Origin of the sequence: Pseudomaricurvus sp. HS19, assembly GCF_009857815.1 — a bacterium.
GTDB lineage: Bacteria > Pseudomonadota > Gammaproteobacteria > Pseudomonadales > Cellvibrionaceae > Pseudomaricurvus.
In genome coordinates, this window is sequence record NZ_WVVW01000010.1 from 48,547 (window position 1) to 74,986 (window position 26,440).

Here is a 26,440-nt window from a genome sequence, read left to right on the forward strand (position 1 = left end):
AAGGGGAACCGCTATGGCTAAAGTATTGATCATTGGCGCCGGTGGCGTTGGGCAGGTAGTGGCACACAAGTGTGCGCAGTTGCCGGACGTTTTTACGGACATCACCCTGGCCAGTCGTACCAAATCCAAGTGCGATGCTATTGCTGCACAGATTAAGGAAACCCAGGGGCGCGAGATCAAAACCGCCCAGGTGGACGCCGACAATGTGCCGGAGCTGGTGGCACTGCTGAATGAGCTGAAGCCGTTTATGGTGATCAACGTGGCGCTGCCCTACCAGGATCTGACCATTATGGATGCCTGTCTGGAAGCGGGCGTGCATTACCTGGATACCGCCAACTACGAGCCGTTGGACACCGCCAAATTCGAGTACAGCTGGCAGTGGGCCTATCAGGACAAATTCAAACAGGCGGGCCTGATGGCGCTGCTGGGTTCCGGCTTTGATCCCGGCGCCACCAACGTCTTTACCGCCTATATCGCCAAGCACTACTTCGACGAGATCCACACGCTGGATATCATCGATGTGAATGGTGGCAACCACGGCTACCCCTTCGCCACCAACTTCAACCCGGAGATCAATATCCGCGAAGTGACCGCCGAGTGCCGTCACTGGGAGAATGGCGAATTCGTTACCACTCCGGCCATGTCCCTGCACCAGAGCTTCACCTGTCCGGATGAGGTGGGTACCTACAACATCTACCGCATGTACCACGAAGAGCTGGAGTCGCTGGTCAAGCACTTCCCGACCCTGAAAAAAGCGCAGTTCTGGATGAGCTTTGGCGAAAGCTACCTGAAGCACCTGGAGGTGCTGGGCAACGTGGGTATGACCGGTATCGAGCCGGTGAACTTCAACGGTACCGAAATCGTACCGATCCAGTTCCTCAAGTTCCTGCTGCCCGACCCGTCCACCCTCGGTCCCCGTACCGTGGGCAAGACCTGTATCGGCTGTGTGGTTACCGGCATCAAGGATGGCAAGCCGAAGACGGTTTACGTCTACCAGGTGAAAGATCACCAGGACTGCTACAAAGAAGTGCAGTCCCAGGCCATCTCCTACACCACCGGTGTACCCGCCATGATCGGTGCCAAGATGATGATCGAAGGCAAGTGGATGCAGGATGGTGTGTGGAACATGGAACAGCTGGATCCCGACGCCTTTATGGCTGACCTCAACAGTCACGGCCTGCCCTGGCAAGTTATTGAAGAGCCTGGCTACGAGCTGGTTTAAGTCGCGGGATTGGATTGAGCATGGATATTCACGGCCAGATCAACTGCGACACCTTCGCCACCTTTGACCCGACCCGGGTACCGTCCCCCTGTTATGTGGTGGACGAGGTGGCGATCGAGCGCAACCTGAAAATTCTCGACCGGGTGCAGAAAGAGTCCGGTGCCAAGGTGCTGTTGGCGCTGAAGGCTTTTTCCATGTTCAGCCTGGCGCCGCTGGTGAGTCGCTATCTCACCGGTACCTGCGCCAGCGGGCTCTATGAAGCTCGTTTGGGGGCTGAAGAGTTTGGTGGCGAGGTGCACACCTTCAGCGCCGCCTACACCGAGGCAGACCTGCGCGAGATCCTGAAAATCTCACACCATGTGGTGTTTAACTCCTTTGGCCAGTGGCAGCGTTTCCAGCCTTTGATTCAGGAGGCGAAAGCACTGCGTCCGGAGCTGGAGTTTGGTGTGCGGGTGAATCCCATGCATTCCGAGGGTGCTGCTGATATCTACAACCCCTGTGCCCCGGGCAGTCGCCTGGGCATTGTGCGCGACGCCTTTGACGGGCAGAGCCTGGAAGGGTTGTCCGGCATTCACTTCCACACCCTCTGTGAGCAGGGCTTCGGTCCGCTGGATCGCACCCTGGCGGCGGTGGAAGAGCAGTTTGGTCATATCCTGCCAACACTGAAGTGGGTTAATTTTGGCGGTGGTCACCACATCACCAAACCGGATTACGATGTGGACGGGTTGATTGCCCGCATCCGCGAGTTCCAGCAGCGCTACGATGTGCAGGTCTACCTCGAGCCCGGCGAAGCGGTGGCCATCCACTCCGGCGTGTTGGTGAGCGAGGTGCTGGACCTGGCCTGCAACCAGATGGACCTGGCCATCCTCGATACCTCCGCCACCTGCCATATGCCTGACACCATGGAGATGCCATATCGGGCGCAGATCTGGGGTGCCGGCGAAGCCGGGGAGAAGGCGCATACCTATCGCCTGGGTGGGCAGACCTGTCTTGCCGGGGATGTGATGGGTGATTACAGCTTTGACAGCCCGCTGACGATTGGCCAGCGCCTGATGTTTGATGACATGGCGCACTACACTATGGTCAAGACGACTACATTTAATGGTATTGGCTTGCCGGCGATCGCTGTCTGGAACTCTGGCAATGACAGCTTGAGGGTGGTGCGGGAGTTTGGATACGAGGCGTTTAAGGAGCGCTTGTCCTGATACTTCGGGCCTGGTTTTTGCGGCCAGCGCCTGTGGTTTATCCCTGATGGTGCAGCTGTTGGCAGGACAGCGGCCGCGGAGGGGGATCAGAAGAAGCGGGATACCATGCGGCTCAGCAGGGAGCCGGTGGGCGCCTTGATCTGAACGTTCCTGGCATAGTCGCCATCCTCATTTTTAATGTGGGTGGTGAGCCAGATCTGCAGCTCGCCGGACAGGGCCTTGGCGACGTTTTTGCCGGCCTGGTGAGCCTGGTAGTACTTCTGGATGCGGTTGACGAAGCTGGCGTGCACTTTTTTGTGGGCGCCGAGCAGCGGGTAGCTGTTCTGCTCCAGCAGGTCCTCCTCAAAGGCGAAGTGTGAGGTGGTGTAGTTGATCAGCCCCTGAAAGACTTCGGTGATCTGCTCGCGGTCTTCAGCCACGGCAGCATCGTGCAGCTGATTGATATAGTCCACTATCCCCCGGTGTTGGTGGTCAATGATGTTGATTCCGGTGTTCAGTGAGTCATCCCAAGACATTTTAGCCATGATTACCTTCCTGCAATGGTGTGGTGTTGCCTGTTATTTTTAGTCGTTAAACAGCAATATCCATATTATCTGTGAGGGCAATTTTGGCGTCATAAGTGATGGCCGTCCACAGCAATTCATTGATCTGAATCATAAACATGGCGGCCTTTGAGCAGTTTTACAGATGGCCGGATAAGCGGCGTTCCGCTGCCTGACAGAGGCGCGGCACAGGCAATATTCAAGGCGTGACAAGCCGTAGAGGAACAGAAGATGGAAGAGTTTGATCAGTTGGTAGCGCCCGGTTATCCGGTCTTCCTCGGCTCCGAGTTTGAGCACCCGGCAGCGGATGCGGCTGCCTTTCATGTGTTGCCGGTACCTTATGAAGAGTCGGTCTCCTACGGTGGCGGCACTGCCAAAGGGCCGGCGGCCATCCTGCAGGCCTCCTGGCAGCTGGAGACCTGGGACGGCAAGGGGCATCCCTGCCGCGAGGGCATTCACACCCTGCCGCCGGTGGATACCGATGGCACGCCGGAAGCGGTAGTGGAGCGCATTGCTGCGGCTACCGAGGCCATTGTTCGTGCGGGTAAGTTCCCGGTGGTGCTGGGCGGCGAGCACACTGTCACTATCGGTGTGATTCGCGGCCTGCTGGCGGCCGGTGTGGAGGACTTTGGAGTGGTGCAGATCGACGCCCACGCTGACCTGCGCGACGCCTACGAGGGCAACCCCTACAGTCACGCCTCGGTAATGAAACGCATCGTGGATGAGGATATCCCCCTGTTCCAGCTGGGTATCCGCGCCTTCTGCGAGGAGGAGTCGAAGACCCGCAAGGTCTACGGTGTAAAACACCTGGATGCGGAGGTGCTGGTACCGAAAAACGTCACCAGTTTTGAGCTGCCGGAAGATTTTCCCAGCAAGGTCTTCTTTACCCTGGACGTGGACGGGCTCGACCCCTCCGTCTTTCCTGCCACCGGTACCCCGGTACCGGGTGGCTTGAGCTGGTACCAGACCCTGTCGCTGTTTGAGGCGGTGGCCCAGCAGCGGGATATTATCGGTTTCGACATCATGGAGCTGGCGCCCATCGACGGCTTTCATGCCTACGAATTCTCCGCCGCCCTGCTGACCTACAAGATGATGGGGATTGTGCAGCGCAATCGCGACTGACGCCCGCTTGTCCCGGGGTACTCCCTTCCCCCGATGGAGAGGGGAGGCCCCGGGTTTTCACAAGCAACACTGTTCCTGGCTACAAAAAATCCTTGTTAGCAGAGGCGCGTGTTGGCCGCTAACATCTGTGCCCGCGGCGACGCTCGTCCGCCGCGCTCACCCGCTCTGCGGTTCCCTGTTTTCCCCATATCGCACTACACTTGCTGATACCTTCCGGAGGTAACGCACTTCTCGCCAATGAACGATTCCTCTCTTATCGCCGATCGTTTTTACGCCGCCACCCGCGCAGGTCTGCCGGTGGATTTTCTCAACCTGCTTTCCAATCTTTTGCGCCACCCGTCCGTGGTGGGGGCCGAACACTCCTTTTTCCGTGTGCTGCAGCGCGAGCTGGAAGAGCGCGGCGCGACCGTTACCTGGTACGAAGGGTTGCTGGTGGCCCAGCGCGGCAATGCCGAGCGCCTGTTCCTGTCCGCGCACATTGATCGCCACGGTCTTATCTGTACCGGCCCCAATGAGTTCCAGTACGCGGCCTTCGTCGCCGGTGCCCGCTCTGACCTGCTGGGGAACTCGGTAGATGAGCAGCTGATGCGCAAGATCGTGGATCGCTTCAGTGGCGAGCAAGTCTACGCCTATGAACCCTGGTCCGGGGCCTATCGCGGCAAGGGCGCTATTCGCGAGGCGCACATCTGCGAGTTCCGCAACAACCTGATCTTTACCCTGGAGGGGATGGATCATCTGGTGGCCGGCACGCCGGTGGCGTTTCTCGATAACCTGCGGGTCACCGATGAGGCGCTGATTGGTCAGCTGGACAATGTGCTGACGGCGGCGGTGCTGGTCTACCTGTTTGAGCTGGGGTTTGAGGGCACGGCGTTCTTTACCGCTCAGGAAGAGGCGGGCAAGAGCTGGCGCTACCTGCTGGAGTGGTTCCGCCGCTTTGGTGGTTCCACCAACCAGCTGATCGTGGTGGATACCAGTCCCTTTCCCACGTTTGAGGCCGCCAGCCAGCAACAGCTGGTGCTGCGCAACCAGGACGCCAATGCCGGCTTCAGTGCGCCCCTGACCCGGGTGCTGGCGGGGCTGTGTGCCGAACTGGGGGTGGTAACCCAGTACAAGGATGAGTACGTCAAACAGAATAACCAGGAGTTGAAGAACAAGGGGCTTGATCCCATGTCACTGGGGTCTACGGAGATGGGGCGCATTATCAAGGCCTCCAACGGCCTGGTGGATGGCACCACCCTGCAGATCCCCACCTCCGGCTATCACACCATGTCGGAGACGGCTCCGCTGGCAGCCGTGGCGGCATTTATTGAAGTTTTAAAACGGCTCTCCTGCGGGCCACAGACAGATAAGGCGTAACCCATGTTCAAGACCTTGATTGTGCTCGATGGCGAGCTGGAGTTGCCCGCTGACAAAGCCGTAACCGCCATCAGTTTCCAGGATTACCTGCATCAGTACCCGAAACTGAACGAGCCCAAAACCCGGATTATCAACCTGTGCGATACCGAGACCTACCTCAGCAAGGGCTACTATTGTTCGCTGCTGGCGGAGGCTCGCGATCACCAGGTGTTGCCCAGTGTCAAAACCATTAACGGCCTGCGCGCCGGTGATGAAGGCGATGTCAGTGCGCAGTTCAAAACTGAACTGGCAGCCATGGGGTCCATTGCGGCCGCACAGGAGCATCTGGTCTGCTTCGGGCGCACCGCATCAGAGCCGCTGCGCAAACTGGCGCGCAAGGTGTTTCAGCAGTTCCCGGCGCCGGTACTGAAGCTGACCCTGGAGCCGGCCGGCAGTGGTATTCGCCTGCGGGTCAGCTGTCACTCCTACTCTTCGCTGGAAGGGCGGGAGCGGGAGCAGTTTCTCGCCGACCTGTGGGAGTTTATGCAGAACTCCTGGCGCATCGGCGGCAAGCGCAAGCGTTTACGTTGGGATATGGCGATCCTGGTGAACAGCCAGGAAAAAGTACCGCCCAGTAGTCGCGAGGCCATCAGTCGTTTTGTAAAGGCGGCGGAAAAACACGGTATCAATGCCGAGCCGTTAGAGATCTCTCAAATCGAAAACATCGCCTATTACGACGCGCTGTTTATCCGTGAGACAACCGCCATTGACCACCACACCTATCGGCTGGCATCCAAGGCGGAGCAGAAGGGCCTGGTGGTGATTGATGATCCGGTGTCGATCCTGCGCTGCTGCAACAAGGTCTACCTGCACGATGCTTTCAGCTACCAGAAGGTGCCGAGCCTGAAAACCCTGGTGGTGGATGATGCCGGTGAGCGGAGTGTGGAGATGCTGGAGCAGGCTTTTGGCTACCCGCTGGTACTGAAGATGCCGGAGGGATCGTTTTCCCGGGGTGTGTTCAAGGTGAAGGATCGCGGCCAGCTGGTGGACAAGCTGCAGGAGCTGCTGCAGCAGAGTGCGCTGGTGCTGGCACAGGAGTATCTGTTCACCGACTATGACTGGCGCATCGGCGTGCTCAATGGCCGGGCGATCTACGCCTGTCGCTATTTGATGGCACGCAACCACTGGCAGATCTACAACCACGACTCCAAGCGCTTCTCTTCCGGCGGTTTTGAAACCCTGCCGACGTTTGAGGTGCCCAAGTGTGTGCTGGATGCGGCCCTGAAGGCAGCGCGCATTATTGGTGATGGTCTCTACGGTGTCGATGTGAAGGAGCTGGATGGCAAGGCCTATGTGCTGGAGGTAAATGACAACCCCAGCATCGACTACAAGGTGGAGGACGCCTACCTGGGCAACGAGCTGTACATGCAGATCATGGCTGAATTCCAGCGCCGGCTGGAGGCGCGGGGACGTTGAGCGTGCAGCGTGGCATGACCAGTAAGGAGGTAAAGCCCGAAGCACAGTCTGCGCCACTGCAGCTGCGGGCGGCCACGGAGGAGGATGTCGACCAGTTGCTGGCCATCGAGCAGCAGTGCTTCAGCAGTGACCGCCTCAGTCGGCGCAGTTTCCGGCGCTGGCTCAAGGCCCGTCATGCGCTGCTGCTGGTGGCGCAGCGCAGTGAGTCTGAAGCGGGCGGAGACCTTTTGGGATATGGCCTGGCCTGGTTGCACAAGGGCACCCGCCTGGCGCGACTCTATTCGCTGGCGGTATTACCGGCGGCCCGCGGTCTCGGTGTGGCGCGGCAGTTGATGGAAGCGCTGGAGAAGGGGGCGGCTGCCCGTGGGCGGCTCTATATGCGATTGGAAGTAGCCAAACGCAACCAGCGTGCCATTGATCTCTACCAGGCCTGCGGTTATCAGGTGTTTGGTGAATACTTCGACTACTACGAAGATCACGACGATGCGCTGCGCATGCAGAAAAAGATTCAGCGCATGCGGGATCCGCAACAGCGGCTGACACCCTGGTACGCCCAGACCACCGAATTTACCTGTGGTCCGGCGGCGCTGATGATGGCCATGGCCAGCCTCGGCTCCGACCTGGTGATGGATCGCGGCCTGGAGCTGGATTTGTGGCGCGAGGCCACCACCATCTTCATGACCTCCGGTCATGGCGGCTGCCACCCGGTGGGGCTGGCACTGTCGGCGCAACAGCGTGGCTGTCGCGCTGAGGTCTATCTCAATACCCATGGTCCGCTGTTTATCGATGGGGTGCGTACCGCCCACAAGAAAGACATTATTACCCTGGTGCACGAACAGTTTGTGGCGCGGGCGGTGCAGCAGCAGGTGCCTGTCCACTATTGCGATATTGGTCAGAAGGATCTGGCGGAGCTGTTGCAGTCAGGGCGGGCGGTGTTGATGTTGATCAGCACCTATCGCCTGGATGGCAAAAAGGCGCCCCACTGGGTGACGCTGACCGGCATGGACGAGCACTGCTTCTATCTCCATGATCCGGAGCTGGCCACCGAGCAGCAGGCTATCGATTGTCAGTATCTGCCCATCGCCCGCGATGACTTTGATCGCATGACGGCGTTTGGTGCCGGACGCCTGCGCGCGGCGGTGGTGCTGGGCTGAGATTGGCGGTTGCGGCCGGCTCAGGTGTCGTCGCGGTAGGCGTCGTTGGTTTCGTAATGGGTGTCGTGGCGGTCGAGGGTGCCGATATCCAGTACCGGTGAGGCGTCGATGTGCTGGGCATCCATCATCTGCGCCACCCGCTGCAGGGAGGAGATGATCATGGTCTGTTCCCAGGGCTGCAGGTCGGCAAACTGCCGTGCGAACTGATCCTGCAGCGGCATGGGGGCGTCTTTCAGGGTTTCCAGGGCGGCGTCCGTGAGGTGGGCGTGCACCTTGCGCTTGTCTTCCCGTGAACGCTCCCGGTAGACCAGCTCCCGTTTCTCCAGGCGATCGAGAATGGTGGTGACGGTGGCCTGGCTGAGGCTCATCTCTGTCGCCAGCTCGCCAATAGTCACTTCACCCTTGTCGCGAATGGTCTGCAGCAGAAGGATCTGCGGCGCGGTCAGGCCTGTGGTCTTGGCCAGGTGCTTGGAGTGCAGGTCGGTCGCCCGGATCACCCGCCTCAGTGCCACCAGCACCTCTTCAATGCTGTTCAAAATCAGCTCTCCGCCGTTCAGTTGCAGCGGCACATTATAGCGGTGGGGGTCTATATCTCTACTGCTTTTCATATCTCCCATACTGATCTTCCCGGTGCGCCTCACGGCTGCCCGGACTCTCTGTAGTTGTCGTGTAGTTGTCCTGTGGCAGCCGCTCGCGGCGGCGCCTTGGTCTGTCATGCCTCATAACCGGCTGCGGCCTGTTGCCTGCCCTCTGGCCTATCCGGGGGGATGGGGCGATTGGATCTGTAATAATATTTAGTGTACTATGTTTAGATGTCTAAATAAATATGACTCCTGATTTTGCTGTATTTCACGGTTTTGGCGTGTTTAATCGGGTTTTGTCGTTAAATATTCATTTAGATGTAAAACTAACTTAAAGAATATATCCCAGAGAGTTCAAAGAACTGCAATGAATGACGGAATTGAATTGCGGCCGCCGCAGCGCGCCGATGGTATGGCGGTGCATCGCCTGATCGCACAGTGCCCGCCGCTGGATCCCAACTCCAGCTACTGCAATTTCCTCCAGTGCGGGCACTTTGCCGCCACCTCGGTCGCCGCCGAGCGTGATGGTGAGCTGGTGGGGTTTATCTCCGGTTACCGCAGGCCGGACGCGCCACAGACGCTGTTTATCTGGCAGGTGGCGGTCTCTGAGGCAGCGCGGGGCTGTGGGCTGGCATCGCGGATGTTGCACCACATCGTGGATCGCCATGAGGACCTGACCCACATGGAGACCACCATCACCCCGGATAACCAGGCCTCCTGGGCGCTGTTTGAGCGTTTCGCCGAGCGCCGCGAGGCGCCGGTGGAGGCAGCGGTATGGCTGGACCGCGAGCGCCACTTTGAGGGCCTGCACGACAGCGAGGAGCTGGTCTGCATCGGCCCGTTTGGCGCGCTGGCCAGGAACTAATCACCCGGTGCTGTCCTGTGTGGCAGCTCCCGGCTCACGAGTTATGAATTCAAGACAGGACTACTGATTATGAAAATTTTTGAGGAAATTGAATCCGAAGTAATGAGCTATGCGCGCTCTTTTCCGCGTATCTTTACCCGCTCCAAGGGCGAGTTTATGTGGGACGAGGATGGCAACAAGTACCTCGACTTCCTCGCCGGTGCCGGCACCCTCAATTACGGTCACAACAACGACCTGTTCAAGCTGCCGCTGCTGGATTACATCGCCAGCGATGGTGTGACCCACGGTCTCGACCTGCACACCAAGGCCAAGGGTGAATTCCTGGAATCCCTCAACGAGAAAATTCTCAAGCCCCGCGGCATGGAGTACATGGTGCAGTTTACCGGCCCTACCGGCACCAACGCGGTGGAAGCGGCCATGAAAATTGCCCGCAACGTCACCGGCCAGCGCAACATTGTCACCTTTACCAACGGTTTCCACGGCGTCAGCCTCGGTGCCTTGTCGGCCACCGGTAACTCCCATCACCGCAACGCTGCCGGTGTCACCCTCAGTGGTACCCATCGCATGCCGTACGACGGCTACCTGGGTGAGGACATTGATACCACCGTTTACCTTGATAAGGTGCTGTCTGACTCCAGCAGTGGAATCAACTCGCCGGCAGCGGTGATTGTGGAAACCGTGCAGGGTGAGGGCGGTATCAACGCCGCTTCCTTTGAGTGGTTGCGTAACCTGCAGGCGGTGTGTCGCAAGCACGGCCTGTTGTTTATCGTTGATGACATTCAGGCGGGTTGTGGTCGCACCGGCAGCTTCTTCAGTTTTGAAGAGGCGGGCATCCAGCCGGACATTATTACCCTGTCCAAATCCCTGAGCGGTTACGGCCTGCCGTTCGCTGTGGTTCTGATTCGTCCCGACCTGGATCAGTGGAAGCCCGGTGAGCACAACGGTACTTTCCGTGGTAACAACCTCGCCTTTGTAACGGCCAAGGCGGCGCTGGATCAGTTCTGGTCCGATGACAAGTTTGCCAACGACGTGAAACGCAAGGGTGAGTACATGACCGGCCGCCTCAACGACATTGTCAGCAAGTACGGCGAAGGCAACTTCACCGCCCGCGGTCGCGGCATGTTCCAGGGTATCAACTGTGTCAGCGGCGAGCTGGCGGACAAGATTACCAGCGCCGCCTTCAAAAAGGGCCTGATTATCGAGACCAGTGGTGCCGACGACCAGGTAGTGAAGTTCCTCTGTCCGCTCACCATCAGCGACGACAATCTCAAGGCCGGTATCGACATTGTCGAAGAGTCCATCCGTGAGGTGTGTGCCCGCGCTGACGTGATTCCCGAGGAGAAAGAGTACTTTCCCCAGGCCGGCTGAATCGCGCCTTGACCCTTTTGTTTCTGCCGTCGCAGCGCCATAGGCGCTGCGCGGCCGACTGCTATCTTTATTCCGGAGTAAATTATGATTGTTCGTACCCTGCAAGAAGCCAATAAATCCTCCCGTCGTATTGTCTCCCCGGACGGTAACTGGGAGAGCACGCGCATGGCGCTGAAAAACGACGGCATGGGCTTTTCCTTTCACATCACCACCATCTACAAGGGTGCCGATTTCCGCATGCACTACCAGAACCACCTGGAGTCTGTGTACTGCGTTGCCGGTAAAGGCGAAATTGAATCCCTGGAAGACGGCAAGGTTTACCCCATCGAGGCCGGTACGCTGTACCTGCTGGATAAGCACGACCGCCATATCCTGCGCGCGTTCGAAGAGATGACCATGGCCTGTGTCTTTAACCCGCCACTGCACGGTACCGAAGTCCACAACAAGGATGGTGCTTACGAGCTGGACGCGGAGAGCATCGAATCCTGAGTCTGCTGGCAGGGTGGCGGGCGCCGCAGGGCGTGGCGCCACCGGGTAATGGCAATCAGAGACTGACTACAGGAGATTTGAGGTGACTGAACAACAGACTTTGCAGCACACGGTAGAAAAAATCGGCGGTACGTCCATGTCCGACTATGGGTCCGTGCGGGACAACATCATTGCGCGACCGCTGCTGGATGAAGAGGGCAACCGCATTCCCCGTATTTTTGTGGTGTCAGCCTACGGTGGTATTACCGACCGTTTGCTGGAGCACAAGAAGAATGGCCAGCCAGGTATCTATGCGTTGTTTGCCAGCGCTACAGAGGACAGTGGCTGGTTGCGGGCCTTTGATGAGCTGCGCGAAGAGCTGCAGGCCATCAACGGACGCCTGTTTGGTGAAGGTGAGCTGCTGGCGGAGGCCAACACCTTTATCGATGCGCGGCTGCAGCAGGCGCGCCAGTGCCTGCAGGATCTGCAGAGCCTCTGTTCCCATGGTCACTTCGCCCTGGCTTCCCACCTCGCCACTGTGCGGGAAATGCTGGCCAGTATCGGTGAGGCCCACAGCGCCTGGAATACTGCCACGCTGCTGCGTCGCGACGGCATCAATGCCTGTTTTGTGGATCTCTCCGGATGGAATAGTGCCGAGCACCTGCCGCTGGATGAGCACATCCAGAAGGCAATGGCGGCGGTGGACCTGCAGACGCAGGTACCTATCGTCACCGGCTATGCCCACACCGATGAGGGGCTGATGTCCACCTTTGACCGCGGTTACAGCGAGATGACCTTCAGTCGCCTGGCGGTTATCACCCGCGCCCGTGAGGCGGTGATCCACAAGGAGTTCCACCTCAGCAGTGCTGACCCGCGTCTCGTCGGCGCCGACAAGGCCGTGCCTATTGGTCGCACCAACTACGATGTTGCGGACCAGCTGGCCAACCTCGGTATGGAGGCCATTCACCCGAAAGCGGCCAAGGGACTGCGCCAGGACAGTATTCCCCTGCGGGTCAAAAACACTTTTGAACCTGAGCATACCGGTACCCTGATTACCGGTGACTACGTCAGTGATGAGCCTTGCGTAGAGATCATCGCCGGTTGCACCGGTGTCTACGCGCTGGAGCTGTTTGACCAGGACATGGCGGGTAACATCCACGACTATGATCGTGAAATCCTCGCGGCCATCAAGCGCTTCAAGGGGCATGTGATTTCCAAGGATATCAATGCCAATACCATCACCCACTTCCTCAAGACCAACCTGAAGACGGTGAAGCGCATTCGTGCCCTGCTGGAGAAGCGTTACCCGGATGCGGAGCTGGATGTGCGCAAGGTGGCCATCGTGTCTGCTATTGGCAGCGATATGAAGATCCCCGGCATCCTCGCTAAAACCGTGCAGGCGGTGGCGCAGGAGAATGTCAGCGTCCTGGCCATTCACCAGTCCATGCGTCAGGTAGATATGCAGTTGGTGGTGGATGAGAGCGACTACGACCAGACGGTCAGGGCGCTGCACCAGTCACTGGTTGAGGTGCACGATCACGGAAGAGCCATATGCCTCGCCTGTTAACTCTGGGTTTATTGATATTGATGCCGCTGCTGGTGGCGGCACAAGAGAGTGCACCAGCGACCGCCAATGAAGAGCACCTGCAGGCCACAGTCGATGGCTTGCAGGAGCCTCTCTACTCCCCGTTTGTTGAGCGCTACATGCTCGACGAGTTGCGGCAGTTGCGCTCCGAGCAGGCACAGGCCAAGCAGGAGCTGCTGCAGCAGATTGTGGATCGCGAACACCGGGCGGTGGATCGCGCCGTCTCCTACGCTACGGATACCGTAACCTACTTCTTCTACCTGATCGCTGCCGCCAGCTCGATTCTGGTGGTGGTGGGCTGGAGTTCGATCCGCGACATCAAGGAACGTGTGCACAGCCTGGCTGACGAAGAGATCTCCCGCCTGATTAACGAGTACGAGCAGCGACTGGAGAATATCGAGCAGCAGCTGCAGCAGAAATCCCGCCACATCGAAGAGAACCGCGAAGAGATCGAGCTGACCCAGGAGGTGCAGTCCATGTGGCTGCGGGCGCAGCAGGAGAGTTCTCCGGCCACCAAGATCAAAATCTACGACGATATCCTGCAGCGCAAACCCCGCGATTGTGAGGCCCTGACCTACAAGGCGGACGCGGTACTGGAGCTGCACGAACCGCAGTGGGCGGTGAACCTGTGTCGCCAGGCGCTGGATATCGACCCGGATAACGCTCACGCCTTCTATCAACTGGCTTGCGCCTGCACGGTGCTGCAACAGCCGGAAGAGGCGCTGAACTACCTGCAGCAGGCAATTGAATTGCGCGATGACTACCGCGAACAGGTGCTGGTGGATCCGGCCCTGCAGCCTCTGCATGAACATGCCGCTGCCCGGCTCCTGCTGGGCTTGCGGGACAGGGAGCCGGGTGCCGGGTCGGAAACAATAAAAACAATGGAGGCTGAGCCCGCGTAACCATGGTTATCTCTTTTATTATCTGTCTTGCGGTGTTCGCACTGATTGGCATCTCGTCGGTGATCAGTAGCCGCGGAACCAAGGCCGATTACTATCTGGCCAGCTCCAGTGTGCGTCCCTGGCTGGTGGGGCTCAGTGCGGTGGCCACCAACAACAGCGGTTACATGTTTATTGGTGTTATCGGCTACACCTATGTCACCGGCCTGGCGTCGGTGTGGTTGATGGTGGGCTGGCTGCTGGGTGATTACCTGGCGTCGCTCTACGTACACAGACGTCTGCGCGACGCCACCCAGAGCAGTGGTGAGGTCAGTTACTCGGCGGTGCTGGCCAACTGGTATGGGCAGAATCACTCACAGTTACAGCGGGTGATCGGACTGGTATCCCTGCTGTTTCTGATCACCTATGCCTCTGCGCAGTTGCTGGCCGGCAGCAAGGCGTTGCACGTGCTGTTTCACTGGCCCCTGTGGTCGGGGGCGGTAATGGGGGCGGTGATGGTGTGCGCCTACTGTTTCGCCGGCGGTATCCGTGCGTCCATCTGGACGGATGCAGCGCAGTCGGTGGTGATGATGCTGGCCATGGGGTTGTTGCTGTTTACGGCGGTGCAACACCTCGGTGGCGGCAGTGAGGTGCTGCAGCAGTGGCAGCAGATCGACGGCTTTATGAACTGGGTGCCCCGGGACTTGCCGTTTCCCGGTTGGGTTGGCGGGTTGATGTTTGCGCTAAGTTGGTTGGTGGCGGGCTGGTCAGTGATCGGGCAGCCCCATGTCATGGTGCGTTTTATGACCCTCGACGATAACCACGGCATGAACCGCGCCCGCGTCTGGTACTACCTCTGGTTCACTATCTTTTATGCCATGGCCACGGCAGTGGGGATGTTGTCCCGGCTCTTCCTTGCCGATACCGGTAGTTTCGATGCCGAGCTGGCGCTGCCGACCCTGGCTATGGAGTTGCTGCCGGCGGCGCTGGTGGGGTTGATCCTGGCCGGTATCTTCGCCGCCACCATGTCCACGGCAGACTCCCTGGTGCTGAGTTGCTCGGCGGCCATTACCCATGACCTGGTGCCGCACCGGATTGAACGCCCGCTGTTGTTAAAGCTGGTAACCGTAGCGGTCACCGGTGTGGCCCTGTTGCTGGCCCTGTCAGGCAGCCAGAGTGTCTTCAGTATGGTGATTCTCGCCTGGTCCGGCCTGGGCAGTGCCTTTGCGCCGCTGCTGCTGGCGCTGTGTCTCGGGGCGCGCCCCGGCCAGGGGCTGAGTCTGTTGGCACTGGTGGCGGGACTGGCAGTCGCCATTGGCTGGCGTCAGTTGGGCTGGCATGCCCACGTCTACGAAGGGCTGCCGGGTGTGCTGGCGGGACTGCTGGTGTTGCTGCCCGCCATTCTCCGTCGCCCGCGAGCGGTTACGGCGCAGGCTTGAGGTAGCGCTCCCGATCGTTGTAGTTGATCTGCTGCTCACGCTGCAATTTGGGGCGGATGTGGGCGAGGTAGTGCACCATATAGTGTTCGGTGACACTCTCCTCGCCGATGTTGTCCCAGAAGGAATCCAGTGATTCCCTCATTGCCTGATGCTGTTGCAGGTAAGCGTAAAAGGGGCCTGGCAGTAACACCACTTCGCGGCCAAAGTGTTCATAGCGTCCATGTACCGAGTCCAGCAGATCCACTGGCGGCAGGTCCGGCACCACATCGTTCTCATCCACCACCCTGGTCAGCGGCAGGAAGTCGTACTTCTCCGCTCCCGCTCCATTGGTCACTTTGGGCTGGCCAAAATTCATTGACGGCAGCAGCCGGTAACCGTCCTCGTGCAGGTAGAGCATCAGCAGGGTGCTGATGGCGGCTCCCAGGGAGTGGCCGGTAACAACGGTGTCGTAACCTGGCTCAAGGAATGGCTTGATGTCCTGGTAGAGGGCCAGCGTGTCGGCATCAAAGCCGCTGTGCACAAAGATACCGAGTCTGGGATTGCGGGAAGTGAGATAGTCCGCGTCCTCCTTGACGTTGGTGAGGTTGTCGGTGCCGCGCACGCTGATGATCTGCCGTTTCGACGCGTCGTCACGCTCCAGAAAATATTGCACATCGGTGCCTGCGGGGGTTGCCACACGAACCACCTGCGGAAACCGCTGCTGAATCTCTGTTGCCGGCTGATAGGCGGCCGAGGCCCGCTCTGCAAACCACAATACCTGACCAAAATCGACGTCAGCTGCGATAGCCGGTGGGCACAGGATTGGCAGGCTGACGAGCGATAAAAGTACAGCGAGCTGCTTGCATGTCGAAGCAGAGGTGTACAGGCGCAGTTTACGAAGTGCATTAATTACGGGCGTCATGGCGGGTGTGGCAATCCTTTGTGGGTGATCTTGTGGCCGCAAATCCATTGCCGCTGCAGGGCGGTTGGTGATGGCGGGACGATGACATTGTCGGCTTGACAGTTATGGGTTGGTGGACAGGGACACTGGCGACATTTATTCTCTCCGTCGGATATAGTATCAACTTGTGAGCCGCTGTGGATGGCGCATCGCGCTAATCGATAACATGTCGAGAAAAACTATCAAAAATCTGTGGTGGTTCTGTTGCTGGATGTTGCTGGCCAGCGTTGCCATTGGTGAGGCCGCGCAGGATGTGCTGGTGCCTGATGAGCTGCGCCCGTGGCAGGTCTCGGGGCAGGAAAACGGTGAGCGCCTGGTGGGGCAGGTACTGGTGTGGCACGACGAGATGGCCACCGCAGAGCTCGCCGATGCCGAGCGGGCTCTTGCCCGCTACCGGTTTGAGCCGTTGCGGCATACCCGGTCCAGCGGCCTGCTGTCCGGTCACCTGTGGACCTACATGCGACTGGAAAATCCCTCCACCCAGCGCCGCGAAGTGCAGCTTGAGTATGTGGATCACCAGCTGGTGAACCTGGACGCTTATGAGCGTCGGCTACACGATGATGCACAGACCCGTTTTCAACCCCTCGCCAGCCTGGCGATGGACGCCCCGTTTTATGAGCGCCTGGTGCCCCACCACCGGCTGGTGGTGCCGGTAGTTCTCGAGCCGGGGGAAACCCGGGAGCTGTTGATGCAGATGCGCTTCCCGGAGAAAGGCTTTTTCTTTCCCAGCCTGCGTATCTGGTCGCCGGACAACCTGCGTCAGGCGCAGCTGGCTGAGTTGATGCTGGTCGCCTTCCTTGCGGGCGGACTGCTGTTAATGGCGCTGGTGTCGGTAACCGTAGGCGTGGCCACCGGTGAACGTCTCTTTTTTGCCTACAGCCTCTATGCCCTGACCAAGATCGCGCTGTGGTGGACCATGGCGGGTTTCACCCATCAGTTTGTGCTGTCGGAAAACTACCACTGGAGCTATATCTCCATTACCGGAGCGCTGGTGATTGCCACCGGACTCTGGTTTGCACGCCACTTCCTGCAATCCAATCGCTACACGCCGAAACTCGACTACCTGCTGCAGAGCATGATGTGGCTGGCGGTGGTACTGGTGGTGGCGGCTATGTTCCAGTTGCAGGCGATGGCGGTGATCCTTATTACGCTGCTGCTGTTTATGTACCCGCTGGTGTGCCTGGGTGGTGTGCTGCGCTGGCTGCAGGGGGTAAAAGAGGCTGGTGTGTTTGCCCTGGCCTGGGCTTTCCTGGTGGCCGGGCTGGTGGCACAGGCGCTGCGCGACCTGGGCTATGTGGAGCACAATTTCGTTAACTATTACTGGCCGGCGGTGGGCTCCTACACCGAGATGGTGGTGATCCTGATTGCCATGGGCATGAGTCTCAACCGCCTGCGTACCGAAAAGGATGCCGCCGAGCAGCGCTACCTGATCCAGCTGGAGAACACCAAGACCGAACTGGAAGCGCTGGTACTGGAACGCACCCGTGAACTGGAGAAGGCCAAGGCCGCCGCGGAACAGGAAGCGCTTACTGACGTGCTGACGGGTGCCGACAATCGCCGCAGTTTTTTCCGCAAGGCGTCCCAGCTGCTGGAGCGCAGTCGCCACCGCAGTGCCTCCTTCAGCATCCTGGTATTTGACCTGGACCACTTCAAGGTGATCAACGATACCCACGGTCACAAGGTGGGTGACCAGGCGCTGCGACTGTTTGCCAAAACCGTACAGATCGAGATTCGCGATACCGATATTTTTGGTCGCCTGGGGGGTGAGGAATTTGCCCTGCTGTTGCCAGGCAGTAATGACGCTGCCATGCAGACTGCCGAACGCCTGCGACAGGTGGTGGAGCGCCTGCGGGTGATTGCCGGTGAGGCAGAGATTCGCTTTACCACCAGCGTGGGTGTGGCCCACTACCGCGGCGAACGCAATATCGAAGACCTGATCTACAAGGCCGATGTGGCGCTCTACGATGCCAAGGAAGCGGGCCGCAACTGCGTGCACCTGGCGGATTGATCTGCTCGCGTCAGGCAGTTTCCGGCACAAGCCTTACTTCCCCGTCATGGCGAGCGCTTTTCAGCGATGACGCCATCCATGTCTCGCACGGTATCCGGTGCTCCGCAGTAGACATGGATCGCCGCGCTGCGCTCGCGATGACGGTTCTGGGTGTTGTCGGCAATACGGGTCGTGTTCCAATCCAGGGATTGTCATCCCCGCGCAGGCGGGGATCCACAGGCGGGGATCCACAGGCTGGGTCAGCAGCGATTCAGCGAGTGAGCACTACCACTGCGAGGGCTGGCAGCCGGGTGAGCTATCAGTGCCAGTTACATCGCTTTGTCGTTATTGCGTAGACTTGCCGTCACTCTCTGCATAACTCTTGTCGCCCTGCGCACCGTACCCTTCGCTGCCACACTCACTCTCCAGCGTGCTGCCATCCACTGGCTGGGCGAGGTGATCGAAGCAGCGTGGCAGTGGCCATTTGGGTTTATGGATAATCAATCCCTGCTGGTCGCTGCAAGGCTCTTCGGCTCCGGGCACACACCAGCTGTCAGGCTGGGTCACCGCCACCTGATTCTTGCCATGACGGAACTGCGATACAGCGTTGTAGACCACGCGGCGGGCGCGGTTGAGGCTGCTCAGTGGTTGCCAGTCGCCAACGCCGTGCCAGGGGTTCATGGAGAGGTTCTCACAGAACTCCTGCTGCGGCAGGCCGCCCAGCTGTTGCGGGGGGATGTGCAGGCGCGCTACGGGAATAAACGGTGAATCCTGCTCGGACCAGATGGTGGTGGCGTCGTCCACCGGCATATCGGCGGCGGTCACTTTCGGCTGCACCATAAACTCGAAACAGGCGGCACCGTTTTCCAGTGACTGCTTCACCTGGGTGGTGAGGAAATCCGGGTGGTCCTTGTTCTCCGCCGGCGGGTAGTGACTGCCGCTGCAGGGACGGCTGGAGAACTTCAGCACGGTGTTGCCGAGCTGATAGGGCAGCATGGAGTAGTACCGGGTACCCAGCGGGTTGTCGATGCGGGTGGAGACGGTTTGCTTGGCGCGCAGCAACTGCGGCCAGTGCAGGCGCGGTGGCAACAGCCCGATGAAACCGCCGGTACGATCAAACTTTGCCAGGTAGGTGGCGGTGTCGGCGTAGTCGAACACGTTGCGGTTAAAGAATGCCGGCGAGTTGGTCATGATGAAGTCCTGGGTTGGCGGCCCGCTGAATTCCGGGGCAATGGGATCGCCCTCTACCCCCATCACTTTCACTGCCATCCCCCGTGCATCCGGCGTGTTGTCGGGACGCACCAGGAAGTCGCCGTTGGAGAAACGCACCCACGCCTTGTACTCGCGGCCCGGTTCGCTGAGCACGCTGTGGCGGTAGCGGGCGGGGATATCACCGTTCACCGTGAAGGTAGCGCGCACGCAGGCGGTGGCCTTGGCGTGGGCGTCGCGGCGGTAGGGCAGGCCGTTGGTTTCCTCTGCGCGGTTGGAGATGGTCATGGAGGAGTGCATGGCGGAGACAATGGCCTTCTGCTCGCCGGCGGGCAGGCTCAGGTCCAGTTGTTGAACCCACTCCGGTACGCTGGTGGTACCGGCGGCATCATCGGCTGCAGCGACTATGGGCAGCAGGGTGCTGAGCAACAGGCCACCCAGGGGGCGCAATATCGTCAGTTTCATGGCTGCACCTCCGCCCGGGCCTGCAGGTCAAAACGGTGGATGGTCTTTTCGCAGGCTGCCGGACCGGTGGTGTCCTCCGGCGGTGGTGAGTAGTTGTCCCAGTTCATCGGGTCGCCACCGAGGGCGTCACTGAACTTGGGGTTGCCCATCACTTTCAGGTATTCGATCAGTGCCAGGCGATCAGACGCCGACAGCCGATCACCAATGCGGCCGGGCATGGCCACGTCGGTAAACAGGTGTCCCTGGTTGCTGTTGCCGTCGACGCTGGTGTCATGCACAAAACTGCCGGGGCCGGCTGCGGTGACGTAACCCAGTTTCACCGGGTCGTAGTCGCGATTGCCCACGGCGAACCTGGTGGGGCGTTCCTCCAGCGGCGACAGCAGGTCGTAGATGGTTGGTACGGAGCCGTTGTGCAGGAACGGCGGTGTCGCCCAGACACCGTGCAGCGGACGCGATTTGTAGGCGCGACGGTCGCTGATGCGGAAGGGAACATTGGTGCCGTCGTAATCCGGGATCAGCTCGCCGGTGATGCCCTCCTTCTCGTAGATGCGTGGCACCAGGATGTTGAGCAACACCTGCAGTCCCTGTCCGGCGTTGACCGGGCCTGAGCCCGGTGCCAGCAGGGTGGCGTCGTAACGGGGACGGTTGAAGTTGTCGACGGTGTTGGGGTCGGTGCCCACCACATCCACATCAATCCATGGCACTGACCAGATGGTCTCGCGCCAGTCACGACGGTAGGGCTTGCCATCCTTGTAAACCAGGTCGCCGGCCAGGTCCCACTCGGGGTTGCTGCTGGCCTGTCCCGGCAGCAGTTCGCCTGCCTTGGTGGCCAGCGGCCAGTCGTAGGGTTTGGAGACGTGGGGCCCGTGGCAGAAGGCACACTGGTCGGCAAACAGGGCCTTGCCGTGCCGCGCCTTGTCGATATCCACGCGACCGAGAATCTCCTCCGGCCAGGCGGGTGGCTTCAGTTTGCGCAGTGTGGTCTCGATGCAGTGCATACCGGTGAGGTCGATGGCGGTGTCACCGAAACTGTCGTCAGTGAGCAGTTTGCCATCTTCGTCCACCAGTTTGATGGGGGCCAGCACGCCCAGGGCCTCGCCCAGGTTGCGCGCCATCGGCTGATTGGTGAAACCGGAGTACTGTACCCAGTCAAAGCGCCAGATATCCCACATGAAGGGGTAGCTCACCGGGGCGTTGGCAATCTGGTAGTTCTGCGGTTGCTTGATGTCGTAGCCAAAAACCACGTTGCCGATACGGGCTACGGCATCGGTGCGGCCACGACCCTCTTCCACCGGGTAGAGAGAGATGGCGCCGGGGCCGCGTACAAAGGCGATGATATTGCCGATAAATTCCCGCACATCCTTGCGCAGCTGATCGCGCGCGGCGTCGTCACCGGGGCCGGCGACACGGTCGGCAAAGCGGTCCCATTTGGCGGGGTTGATGTAGGTTTCAATGGTGGCGGCGGCCAGGGTGGTAATGAACTCACCGGGTTTGGGGGTGGCGATACTCTGTACCGCCTGACCACCATCCACCCGCAGGGCGGTGCCCTTGTAATGCAGCTCGCCGGTGTGGCAGGCGGCGCAGGTGATGTCCAGCCGCACTTTCTGGTTGTCGGGATTGATATGGCGGGTCAGGCCCACCGCCAGGTTGCCGGGGTTGGCGCTGCTGGCCTGCTGGCCTGGATCGACGATAAAGCCCCAGCCGCGCATGTTATCCGGATCGTTGAGCATGCGCGTCGACATGGGCAGTTCCAGGTTGACGTACCAGTCGTAGTCGATGCCCAGCAGCTCGGTACCCTGGGGCGAGTAGTAGTAGTTCTCACGATCCTGGCTGTCCCAGCCATCGTTGAGGTAGTGCAGCGCGGTGATCTCTTCACGGGTCAGGTTGGGCTGCAGGAACTGCTGCAATTGCTGGTAGCCCACCACCAGCACAAGCAGCACAATGGCGATGCGTCGCATCCACGGAGTGCCGAGGGAGAGCCAGATCTGCCACAGGGCGTGGCCGATGGCCTTCAGGCGTTGCCAGCTGCCGCAGAGCAGCTGTTTCAGAAAGCGCCACAGCCAGCTGAGCGTGGCCACAATGATTCCCCGCAGACCACGCCAGAGCGTGCTCCATGCTTGTTTAAAATCCATCTTCTTCATCCAGGACTGAATCGCTGCAGGTCGGGCCAGAGCGGGTGGCCGGCATGCAGATCCGTTGTTGTTTTGACAGCGGCCCGGGCGCGAATGTGATTGCCGGAGCACTGATTCCCCAAAGCCCGAAACTATAGCCTGTTGCCGGGAAGGCCTGCAATGACGGGGGGTAAGCAAAAAAGAGTTGCTGTGGCCGGGGTTCTGCCCTATATACGTCTCCCCGGCCAGCAGTGTGGACGGCGATTGATCAGTCCCTTTTGGAGAAAGCGTCCATGGTGCCCATGCCGGTCGCCCACTGCCTTGATGGCAGTGACTACAATGAATCCCTGTTTGAGCGCATTGCCCAGGACCTGCAGCAGCAGGGTTACAGCATTAACCACTCGGCGTTACCGCCGGCACTGGGAGAGGCGCTGTGGCAGCAGTTGCAGCAGATGAATGCCGCTGAATTCGATCGCGCCGGTATCGGTCGCGAGCAGGATCACCAGCTTAACGGCTTTGTGCGTACCGACGAGGTGTGCTGGATCGACGGCTCTTCGGAGGCCGGCGGTCAGTGGCTGCAGTGGGCGCAATCGCTGCAGACCTATCTCAACCGGCGCCTGTTCCTGGGGCTGTTCTCGTTTGAAAGCCACTTCGCCCACTATGGCTGCGGCGATTTCTACAAGCGTCATCTGGATGCCTTCAAGGGCGAGGCCAACCGGGTGCTGTCACTGGTGGTGTATCTCAATCCCGGCTGGTTGCCGGACGACGGGGGGGAGCTGGTGCTCTATCGCGATGAGCAGGAGAGTGAGGGGCTGCGGGTGACGCCGGCGTTTGGCACGGTGGCGGTGTTCCTGAGCGAGGAGTTTCCCCATGAGGTGTTGCCGGCGCGGCGCGATCGCTACTCCATCGCCGGCTGGTTCCGGGTCAACAGCTCCACCAACCAGCGGGTTGATCCGCCGCGTTGATCTGGCCTGGCCGTTTTAGTCCAGCTGTTGCAGCCAGTTGCGCGCCAGGCGCACGAAATGCGCCAGCATCTGCGCCGCCTCCTTGAACAACCCCTGCACCCGCGGGCTGGAAGCTGTGGTGTCCACTGAATGTTCCAGTTGTTGCAACAGGTCCCGCAGCGGCTGGGCGCCGTAAACGCCGACGCTGCCCTTGAGCGCGTGCAGGCGGAAGCGGGCATCGTCACTGTCGCCCCGCTCCCAGGCCTCCCGGGCCTCCTCCAGCTGGCTGGCGGCGCTGTCGCAAAGGCTGTTCAGGGCTTTGCGGAAATAGTTGGTACGCTCCGACTTGCGGGCAATCAGGGCTTCCACATTACTGCCGTCAAACAGAGCGCTCTCATCCACCTCGTCAGGGTTGGCATTGCTCCGTTGAGAGGCGGGGTCGTGATCCTGCCTCTGCAGCACGTTGAGCAGGGCCTGCAGCAGGGCGGCCTGGTCCACCGGCTTGGCGACAAATTCGTTCATTCCTGCCTGCAGGCACTGGTACTGTTCGGACGGTAGCACGCCGGCGCTCATGGCAATCACCGGAATGTCGAGCCGCAGCCGCTCGCGAATTTCCCGGGTGGCACTGAGACCATCCATCACCGGCATCTGGATATCCATTACCACCGCCTGCCAGCGCTGTGGCTCCCGTTCCAGCAGGGCCACCCCTTCGGCGCCGTGGGCGGCGATGGTGACCCTGGCGCCCATATCCTGCAGCAGCCCGGAGGCTACTGCCTGGTTCATGGGGTTGTCCTCCACCAGCAGCAGTTCCAGTCCCTGCAGTGGCGCCTGCTGCTGTTCGGTGTTCAGGACCGGGGCCCCGCTGCCTTCCAGCAGCTGTTGCAGGGCCGTCTCCAGTGAGGCGCGGGTTACCGGTTTGATCACTGTCAGCTGCGGCCAGCCACTGTCGTACTCCGCTGCACTGGGGTGTTGCACAGACAGGATTGGCGGCACCGTGCAGCCGGCGGGCAGCTGCTCCGCCAGCAGCAGGTCCGCCAGCAGCGGGCAGAGGTTATCCGGCGCCCACAGCAGTACCTGGAACTGGTCCGGTGCTGCCGCCAGGCGTGGCAACAGCTCTTCGGCATTGCAGTTATCCACTTGCCAGCCCAGTGCCTGCAGGGCGGCGTCCAGGGCCAGTCGGGTGGAGGGGTGGCTGGCCATCAGCAGTGCCCGTCGTGGAGGCTGGTTACCGTCGCTGGCGGCCGCCGGGGAGGCGGGCAGGGCGGTGGCGGTTTCCAGCGGCATGGAGACCGTAAACTCGGTGCCGCGCCCCTCTTCACTGTGGAAGCTGATGTCACCACCCATCAGCGTTACCAGGCGGCTGCAGATCACCAGCCCCAGTCCGGTCCCGCCGAAGCGGCGGGTGATGGAGTTGTCCGCCTGGGAAAAGGCGTTAAAGATGCGCTGCTGCTGTTTGGAGGACATGCCCATGCCGGTGTCGCGGATACTCATCTGCAGCTGCCAGCGCTGGCCTTGCAGGGGCGTACCGCTGAGGCTGACCACCACTTCGCCGCTGGCGGTAAATTTCAGCGCGTTGTGGGCAATGTTGAGCAGGATCTGTTGCAGTCGCAACAGGTCTCCACGCCAGTGGGTAGGCAGGTCGGGCTGCACCCGGATCACAGGCTCAACCCATTTGTCGCTGCTGTTGGTGGCCATCATGCTGGCGACGCCTGCCAGCAGGTCCTCCAGCGCGAACACCTGTTCCACCAGATCCAGTTTGCCGGCCTCGATTTTGGAGAAGTCGAGGATGTCATTGATGATGCCAGACAGCGCCTGGCCGGAGCGCTGGATCATATCGAGGTAGTTGACCTGCTCGTGATTGAGGCGGGTTTTGGCCAGCAGCTGGCCCGCCCCCAGCACTGCGTTCAACGGTGTGCGGATCTCGTGGCTCATGTTGGCGAGGAACTCACTCTTGGCGCGACTCGCCAGTTCAGCCTGCTCCTTGGCCTCCTGCAGGTTCTTTTCAATCGCCTTCTGCATGGAGATGTCCCGCACCACGGCCAGGGTGCGGTGCTCGTGCCCCTCTTCAATGGGCGTGAGGTCGATCAGTACCTCAAACACCTTGCCGCTGGATTTACGTGCGGGGATGGTGCCGCGGCTGGTCATCAGCCGCGGTGTGGGCTGATGATTGAATTGGTGGCGCTGCTGGTAGTGCTGCTGGCGGTAGTTCTCCGGCACCAGTTGTTCGATGGGCATGCCAATCAGGGCGTTGTCGGGGTACTCGAACATCTGGTGGGCGCGGGGATTGGCCTTGACGATACGGCCACTGGTGTTGACCTCGATAAACGCATCCGGGGCGCGCAGGAAAAACAGCTCCGCCTCACTGCGGGTCAGTGCCACCTCCTGCTGCTGGCTGTCGATACGGGCCTTGGCACGATGGTACTCGGAGGCGATTTTCTGTGACAGCCTGGTGGCGCGATGATTGAGATAGTGAAGTGAGAAAACCACGTAGAACAGCAGCAGGTCCACCAGTACCCCGGCCACCAGAATGTAGACCGGTTGCTGCGCGCCGCTGACTCCCAACCCGGTGGCGTAAAAACGCATGGTCCAGGGGTGGCCGCCGAGAAGCAGGGTACGGTCAGTGGTGAAGGTGGCGTTGGTTGGCACCTGTTCGCCGGAGGAGCGATAGAGCAGGTCCTCTGTATTTACCCGGTTGCCGTCGTAGATCTCGAACACCAGGTTGGGGTTGTTGTCGCCGAGTATGCCCTGCATCAGGTCGCCAGCGCGGAACGGGGCGTAGACCCAGCCGGCAAACTGCTGGCGGCGCTCTGTCACGGTGCCTGGGGCGGGATTGACCTTGTAGACCGGCAGGTAGGTGAGAAAGCCGCGCTGCACGTCGGTATCCGTCTCCTGCACCAGGGTGATCAGCCCGGAGCTGGCTGGCTCATCCCGGTCGCGGGCGGCGCGCATGGCTTCGCGACGGGTGGCGTCGGACCACATGTCGTAGCCGAAAGCGCGCTGGTTGCGCCAGTCAAACGGCTCCAGGAAGACAATGGCGGAGTACTCCTCCCGCGGCGTGGCGGGTTTGACCCGATAGTCGCTATAGCCCTGCGCGCGCATCGCCTGCTCATGGGTGGGCACATCGGCAGCTGTCAGTGGCACCGCGTAGCCCATACCCTGGATCCCCGGCAGCTGATCATTCAGGCGCAGTGCGGCAACAAAGGTGCGCCACTCCTCGCGGGAGACTCCCTTGCTGGCGGCGAAGAAGCCTACCCCGGCCTGCAGGGCGCGCAGGTAGTGGGCGTGGCGCTCCTGGATAGCGGCGACAATTTCGCCGGTGCGGAAGTGGAATTGCTCCTGGGCCCGCAGGTGAATGCTGCGGTCGGCAATCAGGTAGGCGGCAATGGTGAGCAGCAGTGACAGGCCCAGCACAATCCAGGCGATCAGGGGGTTGTGCAGGCGAGCCAGGCGGCGATAGTGATTGTCGAGCTGGCTGAATTCGTTCTGGTCCATCCGGCAGGGGATTCCGCGGTGTCTGGCTGTATTCCGGTGTCTGGTCTCACCT

Annotated in this window: 20 protein-coding genes; 14 read left to right on the plus strand and 6 right to left on the minus strand. The window is 60.3% G+C overall.

The genetic code is table 11. The annotated features are described in order from the left end of the window. Window positions 1-13 precede the first annotated feature (13 nt). Together GSF27_RS13430 and nspC are read left to right on the plus strand one after the other, a co-directional pair. A complete protein-coding gene (locus GSF27_RS13430) occupies window positions 14-1,222 on the plus strand; it encodes a saccharopine dehydrogenase family protein (RefSeq protein ID WP_160969951.1) in 1,209 nt (402 codons plus the stop codon). A gap of 20 nt (window positions 1,223-1,242) precedes the next feature. Continuing rightward, window positions 1,243-2,427 (plus strand): carboxynorspermidine decarboxylase, encoded by a 1,185-nt coding sequence (gene nspC, locus GSF27_RS13435; RefSeq protein WP_160969953.1) that lies wholly within the window; start codon window positions 1,243-1,245, stop codon window positions 2,425-2,427. An 86-nt stretch (window positions 2,428-2,513) separates the two neighbouring features. On the opposite strand, the gene GSF27_RS13440 is transcribed toward nspC, so the two are convergent. Beyond that, window positions 2,514-2,951, minus strand: a complete 438-nt coding sequence (locus GSF27_RS13440) for a bacteriohemerythrin (RefSeq protein WP_160969955.1) — start codon at window positions 2,949-2,951, stop codon at window positions 2,514-2,516. 249 nt (window positions 2,952-3,200) lie between these two features. Here GSF27_RS13440 and speB point away from each other — a divergent pair, with 249 nt between their 5' ends. The 4 genes from speB (at window position 3,201) to GSF27_RS13460 (ending at window position 8,056) form a co-directional block, all read left to right on the plus strand. Beyond that, window positions 3,201-4,091, plus strand: a complete 891-nt coding sequence (gene speB / locus GSF27_RS13445; RefSeq protein WP_160969957.1) for an agmatinase — start codon at window positions 3,201-3,203, stop codon at window positions 4,089-4,091. Between the two features lie 237 nt (window positions 4,092-4,328). After that, the gene (locus GSF27_RS13450; RefSeq protein ID WP_160969959.1) at window positions 4,329-5,447 is read left to right on the plus strand and encodes a peptidase M42; all 1,119 of its coding nucleotides are present in this window, start codon (window positions 4,329-4,331) and stop codon (window positions 5,445-5,447) included. Between the two features lie 3 nt (window positions 5,448-5,450). Further along, the gene (locus GSF27_RS13455; RefSeq protein WP_160969961.1) at window positions 5,451-6,902 is read left to right on the plus strand and encodes a RimK family protein; all 1,452 of its coding nucleotides are present in this window, start codon (window positions 5,451-5,453) and stop codon (window positions 6,900-6,902) included. A 14-nt stretch (window positions 6,903-6,916) separates the two neighbouring features. Then, window positions 6,917-8,056 (plus strand): GNAT family N-acetyltransferase/peptidase C39 family protein, encoded by a 1,140-nt coding sequence (locus GSF27_RS13460; RefSeq protein WP_160969963.1) that lies wholly within the window; start codon window positions 6,917-6,919, stop codon window positions 8,054-8,056. 20 nt (window positions 8,057-8,076) lie between these two features. On the opposite strand, the gene GSF27_RS13465 is transcribed toward GSF27_RS13460, so the two are convergent. After that, window positions 8,077-8,592 (minus strand): MarR family winged helix-turn-helix transcriptional regulator, encoded by a 516-nt coding sequence (locus GSF27_RS13465; RefSeq protein ID WP_237457567.1) that lies wholly within the window; start codon window positions 8,590-8,592, stop codon window positions 8,077-8,079. Window positions 8,593-9,004: 412 nt separating this feature from the next. On the opposite strand from GSF27_RS13465, the gene ectA reads away from it, so the two are divergent. From ectA to GSF27_RS13495, 6 genes are all read left to right on the plus strand, one after another. Next, window positions 9,005-9,502 (plus strand): diaminobutyrate acetyltransferase, encoded by a 498-nt coding sequence (gene ectA, locus GSF27_RS13470; RefSeq protein ID WP_160969967.1) that lies wholly within the window; start codon window positions 9,005-9,007, stop codon window positions 9,500-9,502. 69 nt (window positions 9,503-9,571) lie between these two features. Then, window positions 9,572-10,870 carry a diaminobutyrate--2-oxoglutarate transaminase gene (gene ectB / locus GSF27_RS13475; protein WP_160969969.1) on the plus strand — a complete coding sequence of 433 codons (1,299 nt, stop codon included), beginning with the start codon at window positions 9,572-9,574 and terminating at the stop codon, window positions 10,868-10,870. An 84-nt stretch (window positions 10,871-10,954) separates the two neighbouring features. After that, the gene (locus tag GSF27_RS13480) at window positions 10,955-11,359 is read left to right on the plus strand and encodes an ectoine synthase (RefSeq protein ID WP_160969971.1); all 405 of its coding nucleotides are present in this window, start codon (window positions 10,955-10,957) and stop codon (window positions 11,357-11,359) included. Between the two features lie 82 nt (window positions 11,360-11,441). After that, a complete protein-coding gene (locus GSF27_RS13485) occupies window positions 11,442-12,905 on the plus strand; it encodes an aspartate kinase (RefSeq protein WP_370462608.1) in 1,464 nt (487 codons plus the stop codon). After that, window positions 12,890-13,825 (plus strand): tetratricopeptide repeat protein, encoded by a 936-nt coding sequence (locus GSF27_RS13490; RefSeq protein WP_160969973.1) that lies wholly within the window; start codon window positions 12,890-12,892, stop codon window positions 13,823-13,825. The genes GSF27_RS13485 and GSF27_RS13490 overlap by 16 nt, the downstream gene beginning before the upstream one ends. Window positions 13,826-13,827: 2 nt before the next feature. Beyond that, complete coding sequence (locus tag GSF27_RS13495) at window positions 13,828-15,240, plus strand: sodium/proline symporter (RefSeq protein WP_160969975.1); 1,413 nt, start codon at window positions 13,828-13,830, stop codon at window positions 15,238-15,240. Here GSF27_RS13495 and GSF27_RS13500 read toward each other — a convergent pair. Further along, window positions 15,224-15,916: a lipase family protein gene (locus GSF27_RS13500; RefSeq protein WP_370462609.1), complete on the minus strand. Its 693-nt coding sequence runs from the start codon at window positions 15,914-15,916 to the stop codon at window positions 15,224-15,226. The two genes, GSF27_RS13495 and GSF27_RS13500, sit on opposite strands and share 17 nt — an antisense overlap. Before the next feature lie 430 nt (window positions 15,917-16,346). Between GSF27_RS13500 and GSF27_RS13505 the strand changes: the two genes are divergently transcribed. Then, window positions 16,347-18,188 carry a diguanylate cyclase gene (locus GSF27_RS13505; protein ID WP_160969979.1) on the plus strand — a complete coding sequence of 614 codons (1,842 nt, stop codon included), beginning with the start codon at window positions 16,347-16,349 and terminating at the stop codon, window positions 18,186-18,188. A gap of 324 nt (window positions 18,189-18,512) precedes the next feature. Here the strand turns inward: GSF27_RS13505 and GSF27_RS13510 are convergent, their stop codons facing one another. Together GSF27_RS13510 and GSF27_RS13515 are read right to left on the minus strand one after the other, a co-directional pair. Beyond that, the gene (locus GSF27_RS13510) at window positions 18,513-19,841 is read right to left on the minus strand and encodes a catalase family protein (RefSeq protein ID WP_160969981.1); all 1,329 of its coding nucleotides are present in this window, start codon (window positions 19,839-19,841) and stop codon (window positions 18,513-18,515) included. Further along, window positions 19,838-21,973, minus strand: a complete 2,136-nt coding sequence (locus GSF27_RS13515; protein ID WP_160969983.1) for a di-heme-cytochrome C peroxidase — start codon at window positions 21,971-21,973, stop codon at window positions 19,838-19,840. Before GSF27_RS13515 ends, GSF27_RS13510 begins: the two co-directional genes overlap by 4 nt. Window positions 21,974-22,230: 257 nt before the next feature. Here GSF27_RS13515 and GSF27_RS13520 point away from each other — a divergent pair, with 257 nt between their 5' ends. Continuing rightward, window positions 22,231-22,917 (plus strand): 2OG-Fe(II) oxygenase, encoded by a 687-nt coding sequence (locus tag GSF27_RS13520; protein WP_237457558.1) that lies wholly within the window; start codon window positions 22,231-22,233, stop codon window positions 22,915-22,917. Window positions 22,918-22,932: 15 nt separating this feature from the next. On the opposite strand, the gene GSF27_RS13525 is transcribed toward GSF27_RS13520, so the two are convergent. Continuing rightward, window positions 22,933-26,388, minus strand: coding sequence for a CHASE domain-containing protein (locus GSF27_RS13525; RefSeq protein ID WP_160969985.1), 3,456 nt, complete (start codon window positions 26,386-26,388; stop codon window positions 22,933-22,935). Between the last annotated feature and the right edge of the window lie 52 nt (window positions 26,389-26,440).